General features: G+C 70.3%; 17 protein-coding genes and 1 pseudogene. 8 read left to right on the top strand and 10 right to left on the bottom strand.

Annotation, left to right across the window (positions count from 1 at the left end; all coding sequences use genetic code 11):
- Positions 1 to 10 precede the first annotated feature (10 nt).
- The 4 genes from ACFYYH_RS15580 (at position 11) to ACFYYH_RS15565 (ending at position 3,474) form a co-directional block, all read left to right on the top strand.
- The gene (locus ACFYYH_RS15580; protein ID WP_388550830.1) at positions 11 to 913 is read left to right on the top strand and encodes a helix-turn-helix domain-containing protein; all 903 of its coding nucleotides are present in this window, start codon (positions 11 to 13) and stop codon (positions 911 to 913) included.
- Between the two features lie 110 nt (positions 914 to 1,023).
- Positions 1,024 to 1,467, top strand: a complete 444-nt coding sequence (locus ACFYYH_RS15575; protein ID WP_388550827.1) for an SgcJ/EcaC family oxidoreductase — start codon at positions 1,024 to 1,026, stop codon at positions 1,465 to 1,467.
- A 430-nt stretch (positions 1,468 to 1,897) separates the two neighbouring features.
- A complete protein-coding gene (locus tag ACFYYH_RS15570; protein ID WP_388550825.1) occupies positions 1,898 to 2,656 on the top strand; it encodes an SDR family NAD(P)-dependent oxidoreductase in 759 nt (252 codons plus the stop codon).
- Between the two features lie 371 nt (positions 2,657 to 3,027).
- Positions 3,028 to 3,474: an SgcJ/EcaC family oxidoreductase gene (locus ACFYYH_RS15565; protein ID WP_388550822.1), complete on the top strand. Its 447-nt coding sequence runs from the start codon at positions 3,028 to 3,030 to the stop codon at positions 3,472 to 3,474.
- 272 nt (positions 3,475 to 3,746) lie between these two features.
- Here the strand turns inward: ACFYYH_RS15565 and ACFYYH_RS15560 are convergent.
- A pseudogene (locus ACFYYH_RS15560) lies at positions 3,747 to 4,394 on the bottom strand (IS5/IS1182 family transposase).
- A gap of 52 nt (positions 4,395 to 4,446) precedes the next feature.
- Positions 4,447 to 5,601: a serine hydrolase domain-containing protein gene (locus ACFYYH_RS15555; protein WP_388550820.1), complete on the bottom strand. Its 1,155-nt coding sequence runs from the start codon at positions 5,599 to 5,601 to the stop codon at positions 4,447 to 4,449.
- 224 nt (positions 5,602 to 5,825) lie between these two features.
- On the opposite strand from ACFYYH_RS15555, the gene ACFYYH_RS15550 reads away from it, so the two are divergent.
- Positions 5,826 to 6,212, top strand: coding sequence for a MerR family transcriptional regulator (locus tag ACFYYH_RS15550; protein ID WP_388550817.1), 387 nt, complete (start codon positions 5,826 to 5,828; stop codon positions 6,210 to 6,212).
- A 90-nt stretch (positions 6,213 to 6,302) separates the two neighbouring features.
- On the opposite strand, the gene ACFYYH_RS15545 is transcribed toward ACFYYH_RS15550, so the two are convergent.
- Both ACFYYH_RS15545 and ACFYYH_RS15540 read right to left on the bottom strand, forming a co-directional pair.
- On the bottom strand, positions 6,303 to 7,058 hold the full coding sequence (locus tag ACFYYH_RS15545) for an SDR family oxidoreductase (protein WP_388550814.1): 756 nt from the start codon (positions 7,056 to 7,058) through the stop codon (positions 6,303 to 6,305).
- Between the two features lie 95 nt (positions 7,059 to 7,153).
- The gene (locus tag ACFYYH_RS15540; RefSeq protein WP_388550811.1) at positions 7,154 to 7,576 is read right to left on the bottom strand and encodes a MerR family transcriptional regulator; all 423 of its coding nucleotides are present in this window, start codon (positions 7,574 to 7,576) and stop codon (positions 7,154 to 7,156) included.
- Positions 7,577 to 7,891: 315 nt separating this feature from the next.
- Here ACFYYH_RS15540 and ACFYYH_RS15535 point away from each other — a divergent pair, with 315 nt between their 5' ends.
- Positions 7,892 to 8,869 carry an aldo/keto reductase gene (locus ACFYYH_RS15535; RefSeq protein ID WP_388550809.1) on the top strand — a complete coding sequence of 326 codons (978 nt, stop codon included), beginning with the start codon at positions 7,892 to 7,894 and terminating at the stop codon, positions 8,867 to 8,869.
- A gap of 122 nt (positions 8,870 to 8,991) precedes the next feature.
- Here the strand turns inward: ACFYYH_RS15535 and ACFYYH_RS15530 are convergent, their stop codons facing one another.
- The 6 genes from ACFYYH_RS15530 to ACFYYH_RS15505 form a co-directional block, all read right to left on the bottom strand.
- A complete protein-coding gene (locus ACFYYH_RS15530; protein ID WP_388550806.1) occupies positions 8,992 to 10,047 on the bottom strand; it encodes a hypothetical protein in 1,056 nt (351 codons plus the stop codon).
- A gap of 97 nt (positions 10,048 to 10,144) precedes the next feature.
- A complete protein-coding gene (locus tag ACFYYH_RS15525) occupies positions 10,145 to 11,431 on the bottom strand; it encodes a transporter (RefSeq protein ID WP_388550803.1) in 1,287 nt (428 codons plus the stop codon).
- A gap of 4 nt (positions 11,432 to 11,435) precedes the next feature.
- Positions 11,436 to 12,074 (bottom strand): hypothetical protein, encoded by a 639-nt coding sequence (locus ACFYYH_RS15520; protein WP_388551188.1) that lies wholly within the window; start codon positions 12,072 to 12,074, stop codon positions 11,436 to 11,438.
- Between the two features lie 122 nt (positions 12,075 to 12,196).
- Positions 12,197 to 14,326 (bottom strand): hydantoinase/oxoprolinase family protein, encoded by a 2,130-nt coding sequence (locus ACFYYH_RS15515; RefSeq protein WP_388550800.1) that lies wholly within the window; start codon positions 14,324 to 14,326, stop codon positions 12,197 to 12,199.
- 111 nt (positions 14,327 to 14,437) lie between these two features.
- Positions 14,438 to 16,048 carry an FAD-dependent oxidoreductase gene (locus ACFYYH_RS15510; protein WP_388550797.1) on the bottom strand — a complete coding sequence of 537 codons (1,611 nt, stop codon included), beginning with the start codon at positions 16,046 to 16,048 and terminating at the stop codon, positions 14,438 to 14,440.
- Between the two features lie 261 nt (positions 16,049 to 16,309).
- Positions 16,310 to 17,419, bottom strand: coding sequence for a LacI family DNA-binding transcriptional regulator (locus tag ACFYYH_RS15505; protein ID WP_388550794.1), 1,110 nt, complete (start codon positions 17,417 to 17,419; stop codon positions 16,310 to 16,312).
- Between the two features lie 204 nt (positions 17,420 to 17,623).
- On the opposite strand from ACFYYH_RS15505, the gene ACFYYH_RS15500 reads away from it, so the two are divergent.
- Positions 17,624 to 18,595 carry an acetylxylan esterase gene (locus tag ACFYYH_RS15500; RefSeq protein ID WP_388551186.1) on the top strand — a complete coding sequence of 324 codons (972 nt, stop codon included), beginning with the start codon at positions 17,624 to 17,626 and terminating at the stop codon, positions 18,593 to 18,595.
- Positions 18,596 to 18,868: 273 nt separating this feature from the next.
- Complete coding sequence (locus ACFYYH_RS15495; protein ID WP_388550791.1) at positions 18,869 to 20,671, top strand: protein kinase; 1,803 nt, start codon at positions 18,869 to 18,871, stop codon at positions 20,669 to 20,671.
- Positions 20,672 to 20,706: the final 35 nt, after the last annotated feature.

The following is a 20,706-nucleotide window of genomic DNA, read 5'->3' as shown; positions in this document are numbered from 1 at the left end:
CCTTTGGTCTGTGAGGACCATCGAGGATTGGGAGCGGGCTGTCGCGGCCGTCGGCATGCCGCCTTTGCACAGTCGGCGGATCACCAATGAGGATTTTCATCCGAGTCTCGTGAGTGGGGAGCTGGGGCCACTCCGATTGGCCAAGCTTGTCACCCCGCCGGGTGATTGCTATCGGGATACGAGATTGGTGCGGGCTAACCACCGGGGCCTGTGTCAGATCGAGGTGATCCTCGAAGGGTGGGCGCTCGCCGAGCAGGGTGGCCGTCAGGCAGAAGTCGGCCTCAACGATTTGGTCGTCATTGATCCGGCTCAGCCGGTACGGTTTTCCAGCTCAGCGACTACCAGCGTGACGATATTGGTACAAGGGTCTCTGCTGGGCATCGGGGCGGACGATCTCTCCCAGTTGTCCGCGGTACGTATCCCCGGCGATCGTGGCCCCGGTGCGCTGGTCTCTTCGTTGGCACGTGGCCTGACACGCTCGCTGGGCGGGATTCAGGGCGAGGAGGCGATCACATCGGGGAACGCCGTCGTCGACCTGATCGCGGTGGCGCTACGCGCTCAGTTGGGCGGGCGGCATCCTGCAACTGACAGGGCGCTGCGGGCTAGGGTTCTCTCTTTCATCGAGGCATGGCTGCCCGACCCGGAACTCTCCCCGGCTGCGGTTGCGGCGGCACACCACATCTCAGTTCGCCGACTTCATCAGCTCTTCGAGACGGAGTCGCTGACAGTGGCAGCGCTGATCCGTTGGCGCCGCCTGGAGAGGTGCCGACGTGACCTTGCTGACCCTGCGTTCCGTGAGCTGACCGTCGCGGCCATAGGTGCCCGCTGGGGATTCTCCGATCCGTCACACTTCAGCCGGCTCTTCAAGGCCGCGTACGGCTACACGGCCGCCGAGCACCGGAAGCTGCACTGAGATCCAAGGGATATGCGCGGGATGACAAGACTATCCACTGCTGACCTTGACAGCCTGTCTGGCAGCAGCCTGCACCCGGTGGGCTGAAACGCTTTGGAGAGTGGCGCACGGTGGAAAAGTCAGTCGACGCGATGAGCTCCATTTCGGCACGGATGAACGAAGCGTGGGGGCGCGGCGATGCCGCTGCCTTCCTCGCCGACTTCGCCGTCGACGCCGAGTTTGTCGCGTTCGAGGGGACTGTCCTCAAGGGGATCGACGAGATGGTGAATTTCCACCGATCGCTCTTCGACACCTCGTTGAAAGGCTCCCGTCTGGTGAACGGGCGAGTGGTTTTCGCCCGGATCGTCGGTGACGACTGGGGGGTAGTGCACCACCGCTGCCAGTTCATCGCGCCGGGCGAGGACACGCCCGTGTCGAGCCGCGATTCCATGCAGATACTTGTCGTCCGCTGGATTGACGAGCGTTGGCAGGTCGTGACACTTCAGAACTCGCGCATCGTTACCCTGGACCGGCAGCTGCAGCTGGACGCCCTCGAATCTGCGGCAAAGGGATAGCGATACCTCCTCCATGGCCTACGCCTCTCAGGGCAATATCCTATGCAACGGGCCGGCGCTGATGGATGCACCAGATGGAGCCGATATCGCTTCCTCGTATGACCGTGAACTGCCGCTTGCACCACTCGTTGTGGGATCCGGGCGTGACGGCTTCAAGGTTGGAACTGTTCGCGGCTCACTCCCCATTGAACCGGCGCGGATCGAGTTTGATACGCATGTGAATGCTAGCCCCGCTTCGGACGTATGACGCTTCCGAGCGTCCCCGACACGGATTTGACGAAGCGGTTGCCAGAATCGGCGCGAAATCCCGGCCGGGGTATGGGATGCAACCGAGCGTAACGAATATGCGTTCTCCCCGGCGTATCTGTCAGCCAGAACCCGTATCGCAAGAAGTCATCTAATCTGTGCCACCGATTAACACTGGAGTATCGTGTCTGAAACGCAGTACGAGCAGGGACGGAAGGTCGCCATTGTCACCGGCAGTTCGCGAGGCATCGGCCGGGCCATCGCGTTGCGGCTGGCTGCTGACGGGGCACGCGTCGTCGTCAACTACAACAGCGATGCGGAAGCGGCGAAGCGGGTGGCCGCCGCGGTTGAGGAGGCCGGCGGTGAGGCCATCTTCGTGCGGGCGAACGTGAGCGACGCGGAGCAGCTCCGCTCGCTGTTCGATGCCGCCGAGCAGCGCTTCGGCGGGCTCGACGTGTTCGTTCACAACGCCTACGGATTCCGGCTCGGCGCGCTCTCCGACGCCACCGACGAGGACTACGACCACACGTTCGGGTCCAATACCCGGGCGACGTTCGAGGCGTTGCGTGAGGCCGCAACCCGGCTGCGAGACGGGGGGCGGTTCGTCTACATTTCCTCGGTCGCCACCCTTATCCATGGTGCGGGTATCTCGTTGTACGCGGCGAGCAAGGCGGCCGGCGAGCAGCTGGTGCGTGCGTTCGCCCACGAGGTCGCGCCTCGTCGTATCACCGTGAACAGCGTGCTGCCTGGCACGACGGACACGGAGGGGTTGCGCGCAGAGAATGCCAACGCGCCCGACTTCTTCGAGCAGCGCGCTGCCCAGGCCCCTATGGGGCGGCTGGGGAAGCCGGAGGACATCGCTGATGTCGTGGGCTTCCTGGCCTCTGATGCGGCCCGCTGGGTCACGGGCCAGAGCATCACCGTTGCCGGCGGCGAATTCTGACGCGGCTCCTTGCTCGCGTCAGCGCTACTTGCAATCCGGTGAGTGTCAGTGACAGATATGTTTCTCGTTTGGAAGGTACCGAAAATGCGTCGAGGTGCTTCCCATTTTCCAGGTGATGCCGGATTGTGCCCGAGTGTGCGATCGGCGGGGAAACGGCCGCCGCAGGAATTTCACATGATGGGGCGTGAGGTGGCAGATCGGCTCGCCTGTACTCCGCGGTTCCACGTACCGCCACATAGCTGACGTACGGCAAACTGTACTCAGACCCAGGAAGTACGCGCGGAATGACAAGACGGTTCCTGGTCGACTCTGAGAACGTATCTAATGACAGCCGCCACTCGGCGGGCCGAGAAATTTTGGGACGGTGGTCCATGGTGAATAAGTCGGTCGACGCGATGGGTTCAATTTCGGCACGGATGAGTGAGGCTTGGGCTCGCGGCGATGCTACCGCCTTCGTCGCCGATTTCGTCGCCGACGCTGAGTTTGTCGCGTTCGAGGGGACTGTCCTCAAGGGAATCGACGAGATGGTGAATTTCCACCAGCCGCTCTTCGACACCTCGTTGAAGGGCTCCCGTGTGGTGAACGGGCGAGTGGTTTTCGCCCGGATCATCGGTGATGACTGGGGAGTGGTACACAATCGGTCCCAGGTTGTCATGCCGGGCCAGGACGCCCCGGTGCCGAGCCGTGACTCCATGCAGATACTTGTCGTCCGCTGGATTGACGAGCGTTGGCGAGTCGTGACGTTTCAGAACTCGCGTGTCATCACCTTGGAACGGCAGTTGCAGCTGGACGCCCTCGAATCTGCGGCGAAGGCGTAGCGCGGCTCCTGGTGAGGTCGTGTCGGAGCGGCTGGCGATGTCACGCCGTTGCTTGAGGCCGGCCTGTCCGGGATGCTTTCCCGCCTGCATGGCAGCCTTGCGGTGGAGGTTGATGTGATGAGCGAGGAGACCGAGACTGCACGCTTTTGGCGGCCGACCGCGCCGCCCGGCGTGGACCTGCTGCGGGCGCGCTACGTCAGTCATACCTTCGGGAAGCACACCCACGAGAGCTACGTGCTGGCTGCCACCACCGGCGGCGGGGGGGCGAGGCGTCACATGGTTTTGGTGCGGTCGGGGACGAGGCTGGCGATGGCGCGGTAGGTGTCGGGCAGGCGGTCTTGGCGGTGGGTTCGGCGAATGAGCTGTTTCCAGCGTTTGTGGTCGGCGAGGACGCGTTCGACGGTGATGCGGTCGCAGGAGTGCCGGTGACGGTCTCGTTCCCGTTGGTCGACTCTGCCGGGCAGTGCTCCGGGCCGCGGCTTCCCCGGTGGTGTGATGGCCTGGCCGGGGTGATCACGTCTGAGGCCGGGGTAGCCGTCGTCCAGGAGCACTTCCACGTCGGGGGAGTGCTGGAAGCAGGGCGGTCAGGGACCGCGCCCCGCCCGCTCAGCCAGGAACGCACGTATCTCCCCGACGGCCCTGGTGATGGTGGAGCGGTCGACGCCGGACAGCAGCGCGAGACGGCGTGTGGGAGGTCGTGCCTCGGGTGAATGAGCGTGGCCACCGGTCGGTCGACGAAGACCAGCTGGTGGCGGGCGCCGGCTCCCCGCGGCCCGCTTCCTCGTCCCGCCTCGCGCGGCATGGCGGCGGCTTTCCACGCCGGCCTGCCACGGCACGGGCAACTCCTCGATCAGAAAGGCCAGATGACGCCGAGAGATCCCCGTGACCAGCCGATACGCCAGGACCGCCCGATCGACCATGACCGCCACACATGGATCATGCCACCCACCAGCAAGAACCCCCTACCCGCTATCACCCACCAACTTTTTGGGGAAGGTGGTCGTAGACGGCTCGGACATAGGCGGCACTGCGGTCGGATCCGAGGATGCCGGGTGCCATCCTGTTCATGATGTAGGCGATCGTCATACGCCGTTCGAGATCCATAATGATCATCGATCCGCCCCAGCCGCCCCAGAAGCAGATGCGCCCCTGCGGGATCCAGGGGACGGCGTCCCGTTGCGGCAGCGCGTACCCGATGCCCCAGCGCAGGGGCAGACCGTTGACCAGGTCGGTGCCGTCCGTCTGCGGGGCGAGGGCGAGGTCGATCGTCTTCCCGCCGAGGAGCCGTACCCCGTCGACCTCGCCGCCCCGGGACAGCACGGACAGGATGCGGGCCACCGAGCGCGCGTTCCCGTGGCCGTTGGCCGCGCCGATCTCCGCGGCGCGCCAGCCGGGGGTGTTGGCCGTCTCGGCGCTGACGGCCGGTCCGGTCAGCGTTCTGACGGCGGGGCTGTCCGCGCCCATGGCCTCCAGGTCGAACAGAAGCGGGGGCGGCGGAACGACATCGGCGATCCGGCTCCAGTCCTGTTCCGCCGCCCCGATCTGGAAGTCCGCGCCCAGGGGCGTGGCGATCTCCTCGGCGACGAACCGCTTCAGGGAGCGGCCGCTGACGCGGCGGACGAGTTCGCCGACGAGATGGCCGAAGGTGAAGAGGTGGTAGCCGGAGGCCGTTCCCGGCGTCCACCACGGGGCCTGGGCCGCCAGCCGGGCGGTGGTCCTCCGCGTGTCGTAGAGGTCCTCGACGGTGGCCGGCTGATCGAGTCCGGAGACACCGGAGGCGTGGGAGAGCAGATGCCGGACGAGGACGTCCTGCTTGCCGTTGGCCGCGAACTCGGGCCAGTACCGTGCCACCGGCGCGAAGACGTCGAGGTCACCGCGGTCCACGAGCATGAGAGCGGCGAGGCTGGTGACCGTCTTGGTGACCGACCAGACATTGGTGATGGTGTGCTCGTCCCACGGGACGGTGTGCTCCGGGTCCCGGAAGCCGCCCCAGAGGTCGACGGCGCGCTCGCCGTCGATGTCGACGACGAGCGAGGCTCCCAGTTCCTCACCGGAGTCGAGATTTCGCTGAAGGGCGGCGCGCACGGCGTCGAAACGGGGCGCGGACGCGCCGTGGAGATCGGTCATGACGGGTGTCTTTCTCTATGGCCTCCGAGGCACGGTTCGGATCCGCCAGGGGCCCGGTGCCGGAGGACTGGGTGCGCGCGGACAGGGCTTCCCGGCTCCCCATCGGGGGAGCCCTCCGGGCGCGTTCACCAGTCTGGAACCGTCACACAGGTGTCAAGGTCAAGCTCAAGGTCAGCGCCCCGGGCCAGGAGGGCCACCAACCTCGATGCCGTACGCTCGGCCGGGTGCGGATCGGAGAACTGGCGGAGCGCACCGGTACGTCCCGGCGCCTGCTGCGCTACTACGAGCAACAGGGGCTGATCGGGTCGGGCCGCTCACCGAACGGCTACCGTCAGTACGACGAGTCGGCCGTGGGGCGGGTGCTCCAGGTGAGGGGACTGCTCGACGCCGGCCTGCCCACCCGGGTCATCCAGCAGGTCCTGCCCTGCCTGGACACGCCTCGCAGCAGCATCCGCTTCTCGGGAGTGACGCCCGGGACGATCGCCGTCCTGGAACGCGAACGCGACCGGATGTCCGAGCGCATCCAGTGCCTGACCCACAACAGGGACGCGATCGCCGGCTACCTCGACGCACTGCGCGCGGCCGAGCACACGGACGCGTCGCCCGGGTAACGCCGAGGACATCACGGCGAGGACATCACGGCGAGGACCACCGTGCTGTCGTGCTGATCCGCGCTATGCCTGTGGTGCTGATCCGTGCGGTCAGGCGCGTTCCGACGCCCGGAGCCAGTCCTCGAAACGGGTCTCGGACAGCAGCGCGCCGTCACCCGGGAGAAGGCTGCGCTCCTTGAGCGGGGTGCCGAAGTAGCCGGCCTCGGGGGTGGTGACCACCTCGCGGGGGTCGCCCTTGAGGGTCAGGTCCGTACGAATGAGTTCGTCCATTCCGAACGGCTCGGGGCCGGCGACCTCGGTGATGCCGTTGACGGGATCCCCGACAGCGGCGCGGCTCACGGCCCTGGCGACATCGTCGCTCGCGATCGGCTGGATGAGCGCGGGCGGGAGGCGAACCGTCCCGTCCACGGTGGCGGAGTCGGCGATGCCGTCCACGAACTCGAAGAACTGGGTGGCCCGCACGATCGAGTACGCCAGACCGGACGCCGCGATCAGCCGTTCCTGCGCGGTCTTCGCCTGGAAGTACGGGCTTTCCGGCAGCCGGTCCGTACCCACGACGGACAGTGCCACATAGTGGCCCACCCCGGCGGCCTTCGCCTCGGCGAGAAGGCGGGTGGTGGAGGTGGTGAAGAAGTCCATCACCGCCTTCTTCTCGAAGGACGGCGAGTTCGACACGTCCACGACGACCTGCGCGTCCTTCAGCGCGTCCGCGAGGCCTTCACCGGTGAGGGCGTTCACCCCCGAGTGCGGGGACGCGGGGACGGCCTCCAGGCCCTGCTCGGCGAGGTCCGCGACGACCTTGGAGCCGATGAGCCCGGTGCCGCCGACAACAACGATCTTCGTCATGGTGAATCCTCCCTGCGTGTGCAGGAGACCTAGGGCCACATGGACCCCGTAGACGCGCGGCCACGCGGATCCGTACGGCCGACGCGCGCGTGGGCTCAGCGTTCTCGCGGGCCGGGGGCCGCGGTCGCGCGGTAGGAGGCGATCTTCCTGTCGATCGCGGCCAGGTGCTTGCGTGTCTGCTCCATCCGCGCGACCACCTCGTCGCGGTGCTGTTCCAGCAGGCGCAGCCGTTCGGCGTTGGTTCCCTCACGCCGGGCCAGTTCCGCGTACCGCCGGATGCCGGAGATCGGCATCCCCGTCTCCCGCAGCATCACCAGACCCGCCAGCCACGCCAGATCGTGCGGACCGTAACGACGGCGTCCGGAGGCGGAGCGGGGCGTGGGCTGGAGTGTCAGCCCCGCCCGTTCGTAATAGCGCAGGGTGTCCACGCTCAGACCGCACGCGACCGCCGCGTCACCGATCCCCAGCCCTTCGGCGGGAACCTCGGCCGTCACCTCGGGGAGGAGCAACTCGTCCATCTCTCCACTATGAGACCTGGAGCGCACTCCAGGGCAAGGCGACGGGATGCGGCCGGGACCGGGGTGGCGGGTCCCCGCCGCTCCGGACTTGACCTGGAGCGCACTCCCGGTCGCAGGCTGGGTCCGTTGTGTCCGTGGCCGCGCCCCGGACCGCCGTGCACGGACTCGTACACGGACTCCCGGGCCGGGCGTCCGGCGCGGCGCGTCCGGCGCGGCGCGTCACCGCGGCGGACACACAGGAACCAGGGAAACCAGGAACCAGGGGAACCAGGCCAGGGAAACCAGGCCGGGGAAACCAGGAAAGAGAGAGCAACCGTGAAGACGATCGAACTGGGCACTGAGGGCCTGCGGGTACCGGTGCAGGGCTTCGGTGCCATGGGCATGAGCGCGTTCTACGGGGCGCGCGACGAGAAGGAGGCCGTGGCCACCCTCAACCGGGCCGTGGACCTGGGCGTCACCTTCATCGACACGGCCGAGGCGTACGGACCGTTCGAGAACGAGAAGCTCATCGCCCGCGCCCTGGGCCACCGCCGTTCCGAGATCACTCTCGCCACGAAGTTCGCCAGGGACTTCGACGCCGAAGGCGCTCCGCCGGACGGTCGCCCCGAGCATGTGCGCCGGGCGGTGGAACGCTCACTGCGCCATCTGGGAACCGACACCATCGATCTGTACTACCTCCACCGTGTCGACCCGGCCGTCCCGATCGAGGAGACCGTCGGTGCCATGGGCGAGCTGGTCGACTCCGGGTGGGTCCGGTACCTCGGGCTCTCCGAGGCCGCCGCCGCCACCGTCCGGCGCGCTCACGCCGTGCACCCGATCGCCGCCCTCCAGTCCGAACTGTCGCTCTTCAGCCCGGACCTGCTGGACAACGGGATCAAGGCCGCGCTGGACGAGCTGGGGATCGGTCTGGTGGCCTTCTCCCCCCTCGGCCGGGGGTTCCTCTCCGGCGCCATCCGCAGCGTCGACGACCTCGACGCCGACGACGCGCGCCGCGGTCTGCCCCGTTTCTCGCCCGGGAGCATCGCCGCCAACCTCGAACTGGTGGAGCGCGTCCGTGTCATCGCCGAGGCCCGGGGCGCGACCCCCGGTCAGATCGCCCTGGCATGGGTGGCCGCCCAGGGCGCCGTCCCCATTCCCGGCACCAAGCGGCGCCGCTACCTGGAGGAGAACGCCCGCGCGGCCGAGATCACCCTGACGGACGAGGAGCTCACCGCCCTGAGCGGCGCCGTACCGGCCGACGCCGTGACCGGTGCCCGGGACACGGACGCGGGGCTCGCGCTCACCAACCGCTGACCGCGTGGCGGGTAGCCGTCGCCGCGTGACCGGTAGCCGTCGCCGCGTGGCGGGTGGCCGTCGCGGGTCCGAGCGGGGCCCGGCGCCGAGCCGGGTCCCGCACGGTCGTCGTCCGGTCGTCGTCACCCCCGGGCGACGGCGATGGAGCCCTTCAGCCGTTCCCCCGACTCGTAGACCATGTACGGCACACCGTCCTGGGTGCCGAAGCTCGGCGCGGCGCTGCGGCCGTTGTCGGGTGCTCCGGCGGACGAGTTGTAGAACGGACCGAGGTGATCGCGGCGTGTGAAGTCGTTGCCGACTTCGGTGATCATGAGATCGCCGCCGCTCTCCTTGTCCTTGTTGTAGACGACGTAGGCGCTGCCTCCGCGCGTCAGCAGGTGCGGGCCCCCGATGTTCACCGCGCCCACGTCCGTGTGGCTGATCAGGGGCCTCTGGTCGAAGGTCCACTGACGGCCGTCCGGGGACCAGCCCCACCCGATGTCCCGGTGGTTGGTGGTGTTGTTCAGCATGTACACCATGACGAAGTGGGCCTTCTTCGCGGGCAGTTCGTGTGCGAAGACCCGGGCGTACGAGGTCTCCGTCGTCCCCGCCGGCAGCATTGACGTGCTCAGCACCACCTTGTCGTAGGTGAAGGTGACACCGTCCTTGGAGCGGGCGAGCCGGGTGGTGGTGTTCTCGCCGTGGAAGTACAGCCACATCTCCTTGGCGCTCTCGTTCCACAGCACGTGCGGGGACGAGACATGACTGACGGAGTAGTGGGGCTGCCAGTTGTTGGAGACGATCGGGTTGTGCGGATACTCGGTGAACGGGCCCTCGATGGAGTCACCGTAGGCGAGGCAGATGCCGCCGGGCGCGTCGTGCGGGGCGTAGTACAGGTAGTAGCGGCCCAGCGGATTCGCCAGGCGTCCCGAAGCGCCGCGTATACAGGGGAAGATGATCTCGCCGGTGGGGTTGTAGGCGAGCTGGGAGGGCGTCAGGAGTGTCTTGACGTAACGGTAGTCGGGGAATCCGCCGGGGGCGGCTGCGACGCCGGGCGCGGCCGCTGCCGCGGCATCGGGCGCGGCGGCCGCCGGGGCGGCCAGGGCAGCTCCCGCCGGGGCGCCGACGGCGATGACCGCCGAAGTGGCCACGGCGCCACGCAGGAAGACACGACGGCTGGGGTTGTGCGGCTCGGACATGGGGACTCCGTCCTGGGAGTGAGATGTCACGGGTGGAGTGCGGGGACCGCGGGGAATACGGAGAAACGCCGCGGGGACCGCGGGGATCTCGGAAGCCTCAGAGATAGAGGGCGGCGGTGACACCGAAGCCGCCGAGGGCGACGAACCACACGTACGGCAGCGTCCGCGCCATCACCTGCTGCGGTGTGACACCGGCGTACTGGGCGGCCCACACCGTCTGGGTGCTGGTCGGGTCGGCGACGCCGAAGACCTGGTTGTACGAGGTGGTCAGGCCCAGGACCGCCACGGCGGGGTAGACACCCGCGGCGATCAGGACGCCCGCGATGCCCGCGCCGAGCCCGTAGACGTTCAGCGGGCCGCGGTAGAGGCACAGCGGTACGAGCAGGGTGAACACCAGCACGAACAGCAGGGGGTTCTGCGGGCTGACGGCCCTGACCAGGGGTTCGAGCGCCCCCACCGCGCCGGGCAGCTTCACCGCCGCCAGCAGGACGCCGATGGCGACGAAGAGCGCGATGGGCGCCGCCGCGACCTCGAAGCCCGCGTACAGGGTGCGCAGCAGCCGCTTGTTCATCTCACCCGGCCGCGTGGTGGTGACCAGGGCGTACAGCACACCCGCCAGCAGCGAGGGGATGATGGCGATCTCCAGGCCGAGGGCGAGCACGAGCGGTACGACCGGGGTGAGCAGCGCGTACCAGGGCGCGTCCCCCAACCGCTCGCGGCGGGAGACCCGTCGCGGCTCGGCGGCGACGGACCGGAGCGCCCAGGTGTGCTCGACACCCTTGCGGCGGGTCTCCACGAGGACGAACAGGACCGCCGCGAGGAGCGCGAACGGGAACAGCTTGATCATGAAGCCGCGCACGGTCGGGATGGGCAGTTCGAGCGCGCTGGAGAAGAACTGCCAGACCGGCAGCTCGAAGGGCATGCCGGCCGCGATGCCCATCAGGATCGTGCCCGCGGCGGTGACCTTCGGGATGCCCACGGCGATCATCGCGGGGATGCCGATGATCCCGGCGAGCATCGCGGCGGGCGCGGAACCCGTGACCGTACCGACCAGCGTGGAGACGGCGAGGACGCCGAGCGCGACCACGACCGGCCGGTCACCGCCGAACTCGACGATCTTGCGGACGAGTGTGCCCGCGATCCCGGTCTCGTGGAGGAGCTTGCCGAGCCAGGAGCCCAGCAGGATCGCGATCATGGTGGCCGCGAGCGTCGGGGCGCCCTCCTGGAGGACCGTGTCCAGCACACTGTTCTCGCCGGTCAGCGGGGCGCCCGAGACGAACGCGATGATCACGGCCAGCAGGACGAGGGCGAAGGCCGTGGGGAGTTTGCGGCTGAGCATCGCGGCCACACCGGCCGCCATGATCAGCAGAATGACGATGCCCATGGCGTTACTTCTCTCTTCCGTACGGGCCGTAGGTGCCCTGGGGGCGGGGTTCCGGCCGGGCCTGCCACTCGGCCCAGGAGGCGAGCGCGGCCGTCAGCAGCAGGGGGCCGCGGCCCAGACCGCAGACCGCGCGGGCATGGGCGTGGGCGGCGATCTCGTCCGCGCCCGCGACATGGCCGTACACCCGGCGCCGGCCGACGCGCAGCACGAGGTGGCCGAGCGCCTCGCGGAGCGCTCTCTTCGCGGGGCCGTGGTGGAGCCGCTCGTGGACCGCTTCATGGGCGAGGGCCGCGGCGCGTACGGATCCGGCCGGGTACCAGTGGCTCCAGCCGAGACGGTCCGCCAGATCCCCGGCGGCGGCGAGGGTGTCGGTGTACAGCTCGACGGTCGGTGGCCTGGAGGTGTAGCGGGCGAGCAGTCCCCGCTCCAGACCCCCGTCCCGTTCCACGACGCGTGCCGTGCTGGGAGAGGGGGGCAGCGCCGCCCCGAACGCCGCGGCGGCACGGGCCCACCGTCGCAGCAGTTCCGGGTCGCGGCCCTCGTGGGTGGGGGTGTTGGCGAGCAGCCGCACCCCGAACTCGGTGTCGTCGTATTCCGCGAGCCGGCGCAGCTCCGCGAGCAGACGCGGGTCCAGCGGTTCCATCGGCAGGAGCGGATCCGTGAGCCGGGGCGGATCCGTGGGCTGGGGCGGATCCGTGGGCCGGGGCCGGCCGGCGCGTCCGGCGCGGGCGGCGGGCGGACCGGTGACGGCCGGGCGTGTGACGGTCATGTCCGGGCCTCCACCACGGCGACGACGGGCTCGTCGGCCGCGCGGGCCCGCAGTTCGCTGCGGGCGAGCGCCAGCAGCGGCTGCGGATCGAGGACCCCGGAGAGGTCGGCGATCCTGGCGCCGATGAGCAGTCGCAGCGCCGGTGCGCGCACCCCGCCGTCCCCGTAGGACGTGGCCTCCTCGACGAGGGAGGCGAGCACCTGGGGCGCGGAGCCCACGGTCGTGGTCTCGACCTGCGCGTCCCGGGCGTGCAGACGTACGACCCCGTCGGCGTCGACGACCCGTACCGGATGCCGCGTGGCACGGAATCTGCGGTGGACCTCCGTGCCGAACACGGTGTGCGCGGGGGTGCTCGCGAGGACCCGTACCCGCGCCGGGTCGCTCCTGAGGCTGGCGGCGGCCGCGCGCAGCCGCTCGTCGTCGTCCGCGCGATGGGCGCGGTCCTGGGTGCGCAGTTCGGTGGCGCCGGTGGCGACGGCTCGTACGGTGCTGGTCTGCGGATCGACGGTGACCTCCACCTCGACCCCGTCGGCCGCCGCGCCCTGGGCGATGACGGCCTGTTCGGCCTCGGCGCGCACGGCGAGGATCTGCTCCTGGCCCGCGCCCGGGATGATCCGCTCGATCTGCTCGCGCACCAGCGCGAGGGCCACACCGATGGGGCTGATGACCTCGTTGTGCCGGGCGATACGGCCCTCGTGTCCGGTGACCGCGGCCAGATGCGGGGTGACGGAGGCGGCGCCCCCGCCCCCGCCGACCAGTACGACCGTGTCCTTGTCGAGGCGGTAGTCGCTGATCAATGTGTCGACCACGGCCTTCACCCGGTCGGTACCCGCGTCGAGGACACGGGCCGCCGCCGTGGCGACATCGACCCCCAGCGCGGCGGCGAGCGGTGCGAGCGCGGCCCGCGCGACCTCCTGGTCGGAGCGGGCGAAGTCGCCCTCGGGGACCCGGCCGAGCGCGTTGGCCGCGCAGGTCATGGTGATCGCGAACCGGCCGCCCGCGGCGTCGAGCACCGCGTAGTCCGCCGGGTCGTCCGCCATCGGCCGTACCGTGGCGAGCCTCGCGTCCCTGAGCTGGTCCGGGGTCGCGAAGCAGGCGTACGGCAGACCCGCGATATGCGCGCTGCGCGGTCCCACGGCGGTGATCCCCGCGCCGTCGGTCCTGACCATGGAACCGCCGCCGACGCCCACGGTGCGGACGTCCAGCGCGGACAGGTACGACGTCCTGCCGAGGATCGTGGCGTGCCGGACGGCGACCTTGCCGCGCCGTACGACACTGATGTCCGTGGAGGTCCCGCCGGTCTCCAGGAACAGGCCCTCACTGATCCGTTCCCGCATCAGGGCGCCCGCGATCCCGGCGGCGGGCCCGGACAGCACGGTCAGCAGCGGTCTGCGCCGCATCTCGTCCAGCGACATCACACCGCCGTCGCAGCGCATCACCATCAGCGGGGCGGTGACGCCCGCCTTGGTGATGGAGGCGTCGACGAGATCGGCGGTGGCGAGCATCCGGGGCAGGATCGCCGCGTTGACCACGGCGGTACGGGTGCGCTTCCGCAATCCGTACAGCGAGGTGATCCGGTGCGCGGCGGTCATCGGCAGCCCGTGCTCGCGTGCGGTGTCGAGCACGGCCTCCTCACCCTCCGGCCGGTCCACACTGAAGGGCTGGGTGGCGACGAGGACTTCGGCGCCCTGCCGTACGACGTCATCGACGGCGCGGCCCACGGCGACCGGATCGTTGGGGTCGCCGATATGCGCGTAGGCGAGCGGAAGCCGCTTGCCGGGGGTGAGTTCGAGCTTGCGGAAGGCCGCCAGCCGACGTGTCAGCGTGGCGCCGGGGCCGGTGCCGATACCGAGCAGACCGACGGTGGCGACATCGCCCTCCAGCAGGGCGTTGGTAGCCTGTGTCGTGCCGTGGGCGAGGAACGCCACGTCCTCGGCGGCGTGGCCGGTCTGCTCCAGCAGGCGGTCGAGTGCTTCGACGATGCCGTGGGCGACTCCGTTCTCATGGTGGTGGCTGGTGGGAACCTTCACTTGCCCCAGGAGTTCGAGGCTCGTGGCGTCCACGGCCACGGCGTCGGTGAAGGTTCCGCCCACGTCGATGCCGACGCGAATGCGGTGGGTGGTCATGGTCTGGGCACCTCCTTGTGCGCGGTTGGCGGATACGCGGGCGGTGGTCCGGGCGGGGCAGGTGGAGCTGCTCCCGTCCGGACGTCCGCCGTCGCCGGGGTGTCCGGCGTGTCAGTAGCCCCGTACGTCGGGCCAGTGACGCTGGATCCCGGCGCGGTCGAGTACTCCGGCGAATTCGCCGAAACGTTTGTCCTCGGCCTGGACCTGATGCGGTTCCACTCCCTCGGCGAGGCAGTGGGCGGCCAGGGCACCGGCGACCTCACCGATGTTCCACTCCACCGGGTGGAGCCGGTAGCAGCCGTTGGTGATGTGGGTGGTGCCGATGTTCTTGCCCGCGGGGAGCAGATTGCGGACCCGGCGCGGTACGAGGGCGCCGAGCGGGATCTCGAACGGCACGGAACCGATGTCGATGTAGTTGTCGCCGCCGGTGGAGGGATGGAGGTCGATGCGGTAGTTGCCGACGCCGACCGAGTCCCGGTAGCGGGTGCCGCCGTACGGGCCGACCAGATCGATCGCCACGTCGTGCTCGGTGATGGTGGTGACGGCCTTGATCCGGCGGGACTCGCGCACGTACGGCGCCTTGGCGAGACCGTCCTCGGTGCCGGTGATGTCGGGACGGAGCCTGAGGCCGGGGAACCCCTGGCCGCCGTCGGCGCGCGGCGCCTCCGTCTGGAGCCAGTACAGCAGGGACAGCGACAACTGCCGGGCCCCGGCCACGGCCTGCGCCGCGCCCTCCCTGCCCGCACCGATCAGCGGCTTGAGCCAGTAGTCGTTGAGCGGCCAGTTGACGAGGGTGATGTCGGAGTCGAACGCGCCCGGCAGATGCAGCTTGCGGGCGAGGATCCGGCGGAAGCCGAACAGTTCCTTGTCGCCCGCGTCCGCGCTCTGGTCCGCGGTGACATCGAGCGGATCGAGGTCCGGGTTGGGGACGAACGTACGCGGAACGGGCTCCAGGGAGCGGGGATCGGGGGCGAGGAAACCGAGCAGCGGTCCCGGCCAGAAGCCGGGGCGGTAGGCGCGCCAGAAGTCGTAGTCCGCCGGCCTGTCGATCGTGTGGTCCTCGCCCTCGTGGTGGGAGAGCGCGAAGCAGACGGTGATGCCCTGCTGGTTGAGCGGGTCCGCGGTGTCGGGGGCGTGCGGCTCGTCGAACTCCGAGCGCGCCTCGGCCCCCACCGCGTGCTCCACACCGGCGAGTTCCAGCAGTTCGCCGGTCTCGGTCGCGTCGATGACATACCGGGCGCCGATCGTACGGCTGCCGCCCGTGCGCGGGTGCTCCAGTGTGACGGACCGTACGGTGTCGTGCTCGGCCTCGGCCGCGACCGGGCGCCACTCGGTCAGGACGGTGAGCCGGCCCGAGGCGCGGTGCGGGGCGAGCATGGCCTCCAGGACGGCGAGGGCGACCCGCGGCTCGGCGCACAGCTTGCTGACACGCCCCGCGCCCGGGTTGAGACGGTCGAGGGCGAGCGCCTCCGCGCGCAGCGGGTACCACTGGCGGTAGTACTCCCTGATCGACTCACGCAGCGCGCGGTACGAGGCGGTCGTGCCGAACTGCTCGACCCACGGGTGCTCGTCCGGCGGGACGGCCTGGGAGGTGAGCTGGCCTCCGATCCAGTCGGTCTCCTCCGTCAGGACGACACTGCGCCCGGCCCGGCAGGCGGCGAGCGCGGCGGCCACGCCGCCGAGGCCGCCGCCGACGATGAGGATGTCCGGTTCGGGTGTCACGCGTGATCTCCTTGCGGTGCTGTTTCAGGTGGTGCGGGCGAGCGGGGGACCCGGCGGAAATCCGGTGGGGATCCGGCGGGGATCCGGCGGGGATCCGGCGGTAAACGCGGTGCGGTGCCGGACACCGGGGTGTCCGACGGGACTTGGCGGCTCCGGGACCGCTCCGGGCCCGGGGGAGAGGCCGCGGGGCCGAGGAGCTGAGGAGCTGAGGGGCGAGGAGTCAAGGAGTCAAGGAGCTGAGACCGAAGGTGCCGAGGGGATTCAGGGACGCGCGCGGGCCGTGGGCGCCGGACCCGCGGTGACACCGGGCCGGAAGACACAGGCCACCAATGGCTCCGCCGCCTCCTCCCCGGCCATCAGAGCGGCGAGCATCCGTACCGCCGCCGCGCCCAACTGCGGCCGGGGCACATCGAAACCGGTGGGCGGGGGCCCGTCCGCCAGATCGGGCGGCGGACTGCCGAGCAGAGCCAGTGAGGCCTGGCCGGGGCAGTCGACCCCGGCCGCCGTGACGGCGTCGCGCAGGGCCCGCCAGGCGCCGCCCGTGTCGGTCTCCTCGGCGACGAAGGCGGTCACACCGTCGGCGAGCCAGTCACGCAGCAGGCCGGGGGTGAGATCGCGCTCGGGGTCGGCGAAGCGGAAGACGGCCTCGGGGCCGCCCGGCAGCCCGGCCGCCTCCAGGCCCTTCAGGAAACCGTGTTCACGGTCGGTGGACGCGGGCGCTTCGTCGTCCTCGCGGACGAGCACGATCCGGCGGTGGCCGAGGCCGGCGAGATGGGCGACGACCTCACGGCTCGCGCTGACATAGTCGGCGCCGACCCAGGCCAGCTCTTCCAGTTCGTCCCTGCGCCCGATATGGACCACCGGGAAGCCGTCGTCGACCAGCCGCCGCAGTTCCCGCGTGGGCGCGTGGCGGCCGAGGAACAGACAGCCGTCGGCGAGCCGCACCCGGCTCAGTGCCTCGGGTCCCGTCGCGCCGGCGCCGCCGGTGCTCGACCCGGTGAAGAGCACCAGATCGTAGCCGCGCGCGGCGGCCTCCCGCTCGACTCCCACCAGGAACGGGTAGTACGAGTGCTGCACATCGGTGGGAAAGGTCGCGGTGAAGCTGAACACACCCAGCAGGTCGTTGGAGCCCGCGGCCAGACTGCGTGCGGCCGGATCGGGAACGTAACCGAGACTGCTCGCCGCTTCGAGCACCTTGCGCCGGGTCTCCTCGGAGATCGCCGCGCCCTGTTTCTTGCCCCCCAGCACCAACGAGACGGTGGCCTGCGAGACACCGGCCAGCCTGGCGACCTCCGCCTGGCGCGGCCGTGACGTACGACCGGCCGGTGCGGGGGCCCGGCCGGGCCGGGACCGCCTTCTGGATTCGTCCACGCTGACCCCTCCGAGGTGTTAATGCGTATTAGTAATGCGCATTAACAGGCACTATCAGCCTGCGTGACGCTCCGGTCAAGGGGCTGGGAGGAACTTTTCGCCGGCTTGGCCCCGCCCGGCCGGTCTTCGGGACCCGGCCTTCTGCCGGCCAGCCATCCGGTCGTACGGTGTGATCCTTTGCCCCTGATGACCGAGGCGGTCCGTATGGCCCTGTTCGATCTGCCCCCCGACCAGCTCCGCGACTACCGGAGCCGGTCCGAGGAACCGGAGGACTTCGAGACCTTCTGGGCGGACACACTCGCCGAGACGCGCCGCCACGATCTCGACGCCCGTTTCGAGCCCGTCACGACGCCGCTGACGACCCTGGACGTGTTCGATGTGACCTTCGCCGGGTTCGGCGGTCATCCCGTCAAGGGCTGGCTCGTCCTGCCCGCGGGGACGAGCCGGCCGCTGCCCGTCGTGGTCGAGTACCTCGGTTACGGCGGCGGGCGCGGCCTGCCGCACACGCATCTGCTCTGGGGGTCGGCCGGCTTCGCGCACTTCGTGATGGACACCCGTGGCCAGGGCGGCGGCTGGGGCGGCGGGGACACCCCCGACCCGGTGGGCAGCGCCTCGGCCTATCCGGGCTTTCTGACCCGGGGGATCGAGGACCCGCACGACTTCTACTACCGGCGCGTGTTCACCGACGCGGTGCGCGCGGTCGAGGCCGCCCGTTCGCATCCCCTCGTCGACGCCACCCGCACGGCCGCCGTCGGTACGAGCCAGGGCGGCGGGATCACCCTCGCGGTCGGCGGTCTGGTCCCCGATCTCGCGGCCGTGGCCCCCGATGTGCCGTTCCTGTGCGACTTCCCGCGGGCCATCACGCTCAGCGACCGCACTCCGTACCGTGAAGTGGCCAATTACCTGAAGACATACCGGGGCAGGACGGCCCAGGTGGCCAGGACGCTGAGTTACTTCGACGGGGTGCACTTCGCGTCCCGGGGGCGGGCGCCCGCGCTGTTCTCGGCGGCTCTGGAGGACCGTACCTGCCCGCCGTCGACGGTCTTCGGCGCCTACAACGCCTACGCCGGCCGGGACCGGACGATCGAGGTCTACGACTTCAACGACCACGAGGGCGGCGGGCCCTTCCAGGAAGCCGTCCGGCTGTCCTGGCTGCCGGCCCGGCTGACATCCTGACGCGAACAACAGGCCCCCCGTGACAACGGGCCCCGCACAACGGGCCCCGCACAACGGGCCCCGCACAACGGGCCCCGCACAACGGGCGCCTGACGACGGGCCCCGGGCGACAACGGGCCTTGGCACAACAGGCCTCGGCCCGACAGGTCCGGGCGACCGCAGGCACACCGGTCCGATTACAGGCGCCCCGGGCGACAACGGGCCCCGGGCGCGGCGGTCATGGGGCGCGGTCCGCGTGCCCGGTGGGCGGGCGGATATGGCACAGTCGTGCCGGTGGACACGCTGCGACCGTCGGACCCCGCGCGCATCGGCGCGTACGAGCTTCTCGCCCGGCTCGGCGAGGGCGGCATGGGACAGGTGTATCTCGGGCGGTCGCCCGGCGGACGGCTGGTGGCCGTGAAGGTGATCCGCGACGAGCTGAGCGACCAGCCCGAGGCGTTGGCCCGGTTCCGGCGGGAGGCCGCGACCGTGGAGGCCGTACGCAGCGCCTACCTCGCCCAGTTGATCGAGGCGTCGCTCGACACCCCTCCCTACTGGCTGGCCACCGAGTACGTGTCCGGGCCCACTCTGGGCGCGGCCGTGGCCGGGAGCGGCCCGTTCCCGACGGACAGCGCGCTGCGGCTGCTCGCCGCGCTCGCCGAGGGGCTGATCGCGGTCCACGCCCACGGGGTCACGCACCGGGACCTGAAACCGCGGAACATCATCCTCGCGCCGCAGGGGCCGCAGCTCATCGACTTCGGAATCGCCCGAGGTCTTGAGCAGACGGTCCTCACCCGGGAGGGGATGGCGCCGGGGACACCGGGGTACGCGGCGCCCGAGGTCGTCGTGCGCAACGACGTCGGGCCCGCGGCCGATGTCTTCGCACTGGGGGCGACCCTCGCGTACGCGGCGACCGGCCGGCCCCCGTACGGAACGGGCGACCCGGCGGTGGTGAGCTACCGGGCCGTGCACGAGGAGATCGATCTGCGGGGGGTGCGGCCCCCGTTGGCCGCGCTGATCCGGCGGTGTGTCGCCAAGGACCCGGCGGAGCGGCCGGAGTTGTCCGCCGTGATCGCCGGCTGCGCGGTGGACTCGGCACTGGCGACGGATGCCCACTACCGCTCGCTGGCCTTGAGCACCGAGCCCATACCGGTGTCCGGGCAGGTGAAGGCGCCGGCCTCGCCGGACCGCGCCCACCCACCGTCGGAGCCGGCACCGGAGAGCGGGTCCCGGCCACGGCAGGGAGCCACCGGGTCGGACGGTGCAGGACCGGGGGAACACACCGCGGAGCGGGCGGGCGTGCCCGCGTCTCCGGAGCCGCCCGGCACCACACCGTACGGCTTGCAGGACCACCATCCCCGCCCCCGCCCGCGCCGTACCGCACACGGCAGGGCCTGGCTCGCGGTGTGCGCGGTGGCACTCGCCGTACCGGCGACGGTCTGGCTGCTCACGGAGCGGGACGGTCAGGAACGCGGCGCGGCACCCACGGGCGGGGACGGCGCCTCCTGGTCGGCGGAGGCGTCCGGTCCCGCCACCACGGGTCCCGCCACCACCGGTCCGGCCGGTCGGCCGCCGGACCACATCCTGAACGACCGTGTCTCCCAGGACCGTTGGGCCCTGTCGAAGGATCAGGAACAGGCCGCCCAGGGCATCGGCCACTGCGACCTGGCCCGGCTCGCCGAGTACGCACCGCCGACGGACCTTCAGTTCTCCGTGCTGCACACCACGGGCTCGGACACCGCCTCGGTGACGCTGCGCCCCAAGAACGCAGGAAAGGGCAAGCGGCCCGCCCCGTACTACGTGTCGGTCGGTGTGCGGCCCCCGCACGAGACGGACCGCGCCACCGGCCGGCCCCTCCGGTCCGTCGCCCGGGGTATCGGCTTCACCAGCGCACCCGTCGACCTCTTCTCCCGGTGGTCCTCCGGAGAAAGCATCGAACTCACCTATCCCGACGACTTCCGGGCCCACTTCGAGGGACGGGCCGTCGACGCGATCCCGGTGGGGGACGACAGGGGCGACTGGACGGTGGTGCTCTACCACGTCGAGGGCGGCCCGACGAAGTACACCTCCGTTCTGTGCAACGGCTTCCGCGCCTGAGACCTGGGACCTGAGACCTGGGACCTGAGGCGGTG

Source organism: Streptomyces sp. NPDC002018 (assembly GCF_042890865.1).
GTDB lineage: Bacteria > Actinomycetota > Actinomycetes > Streptomycetales > Streptomycetaceae > Streptomyces.
This window is presented reverse-complemented; position numbering and strand designations above follow the sequence as displayed.

What these genes read in the sequence shown, in the direction of transcription:
- ACFYYH_RS15565 (WP_388550822.1), top strand. Translation starts at nt 3,028, where the DNA reads ATGGTGAATAAGTCGGTCGACGCGATGGGTTCAATTTCGGCACGGATG.
- ACFYYH_RS15555 (WP_388550820.1), bottom strand. Translation starts at nt 5,601, where the DNA reads ATGACCGATCTCCACGGCGCGTCCGCGCCCCGTTTCGACGCCGTGCGC.
- ACFYYH_RS15545 (WP_388550814.1), bottom strand. Translation starts at nt 7,058, where the DNA reads ATGACGAAGATCGTTGTTGTCGGCGGCACCGGGCTCATCGGCTCCAAG.
- ACFYYH_RS15540 (WP_388550811.1), bottom strand. Translation starts at nt 7,576, where the DNA reads ATGGACGAGTTGCTCCTCCCCGAGGTGACGGCCGAGGTTCCCGCCGAA.
- ACFYYH_RS15530 (WP_388550806.1), bottom strand. Translation starts at nt 10,047, where the DNA reads ATGTCCGAGCCGCACAACCCCAGCCGTCGTGTCTTCCTGCGTGGCGCC.
- ACFYYH_RS15525 (WP_388550803.1), bottom strand. Translation starts at nt 11,431, where the DNA reads ATGGGCATCGTCATTCTGCTGATCATGGCGGCCGGTGTGGCCGCGATG.
- ACFYYH_RS15520 (WP_388551188.1), bottom strand. Translation starts at nt 12,074, where the DNA reads ATGGAACCGCTGGACCCGCGTCTGCTCGCGGAGCTGCGCCGGCTCGCG.
- ACFYYH_RS15515 (WP_388550800.1), bottom strand. Translation starts at nt 14,326, where the DNA reads ATGACCACCCACCGCATTCGCGTCGGCATCGACGTGGGCGGAACCTTC.
- ACFYYH_RS15500 (WP_388551186.1), top strand. Translation starts at nt 17,624, where the DNA reads ATGGCCCTGTTCGATCTGCCCCCCGACCAGCTCCGCGACTACCGGAGC.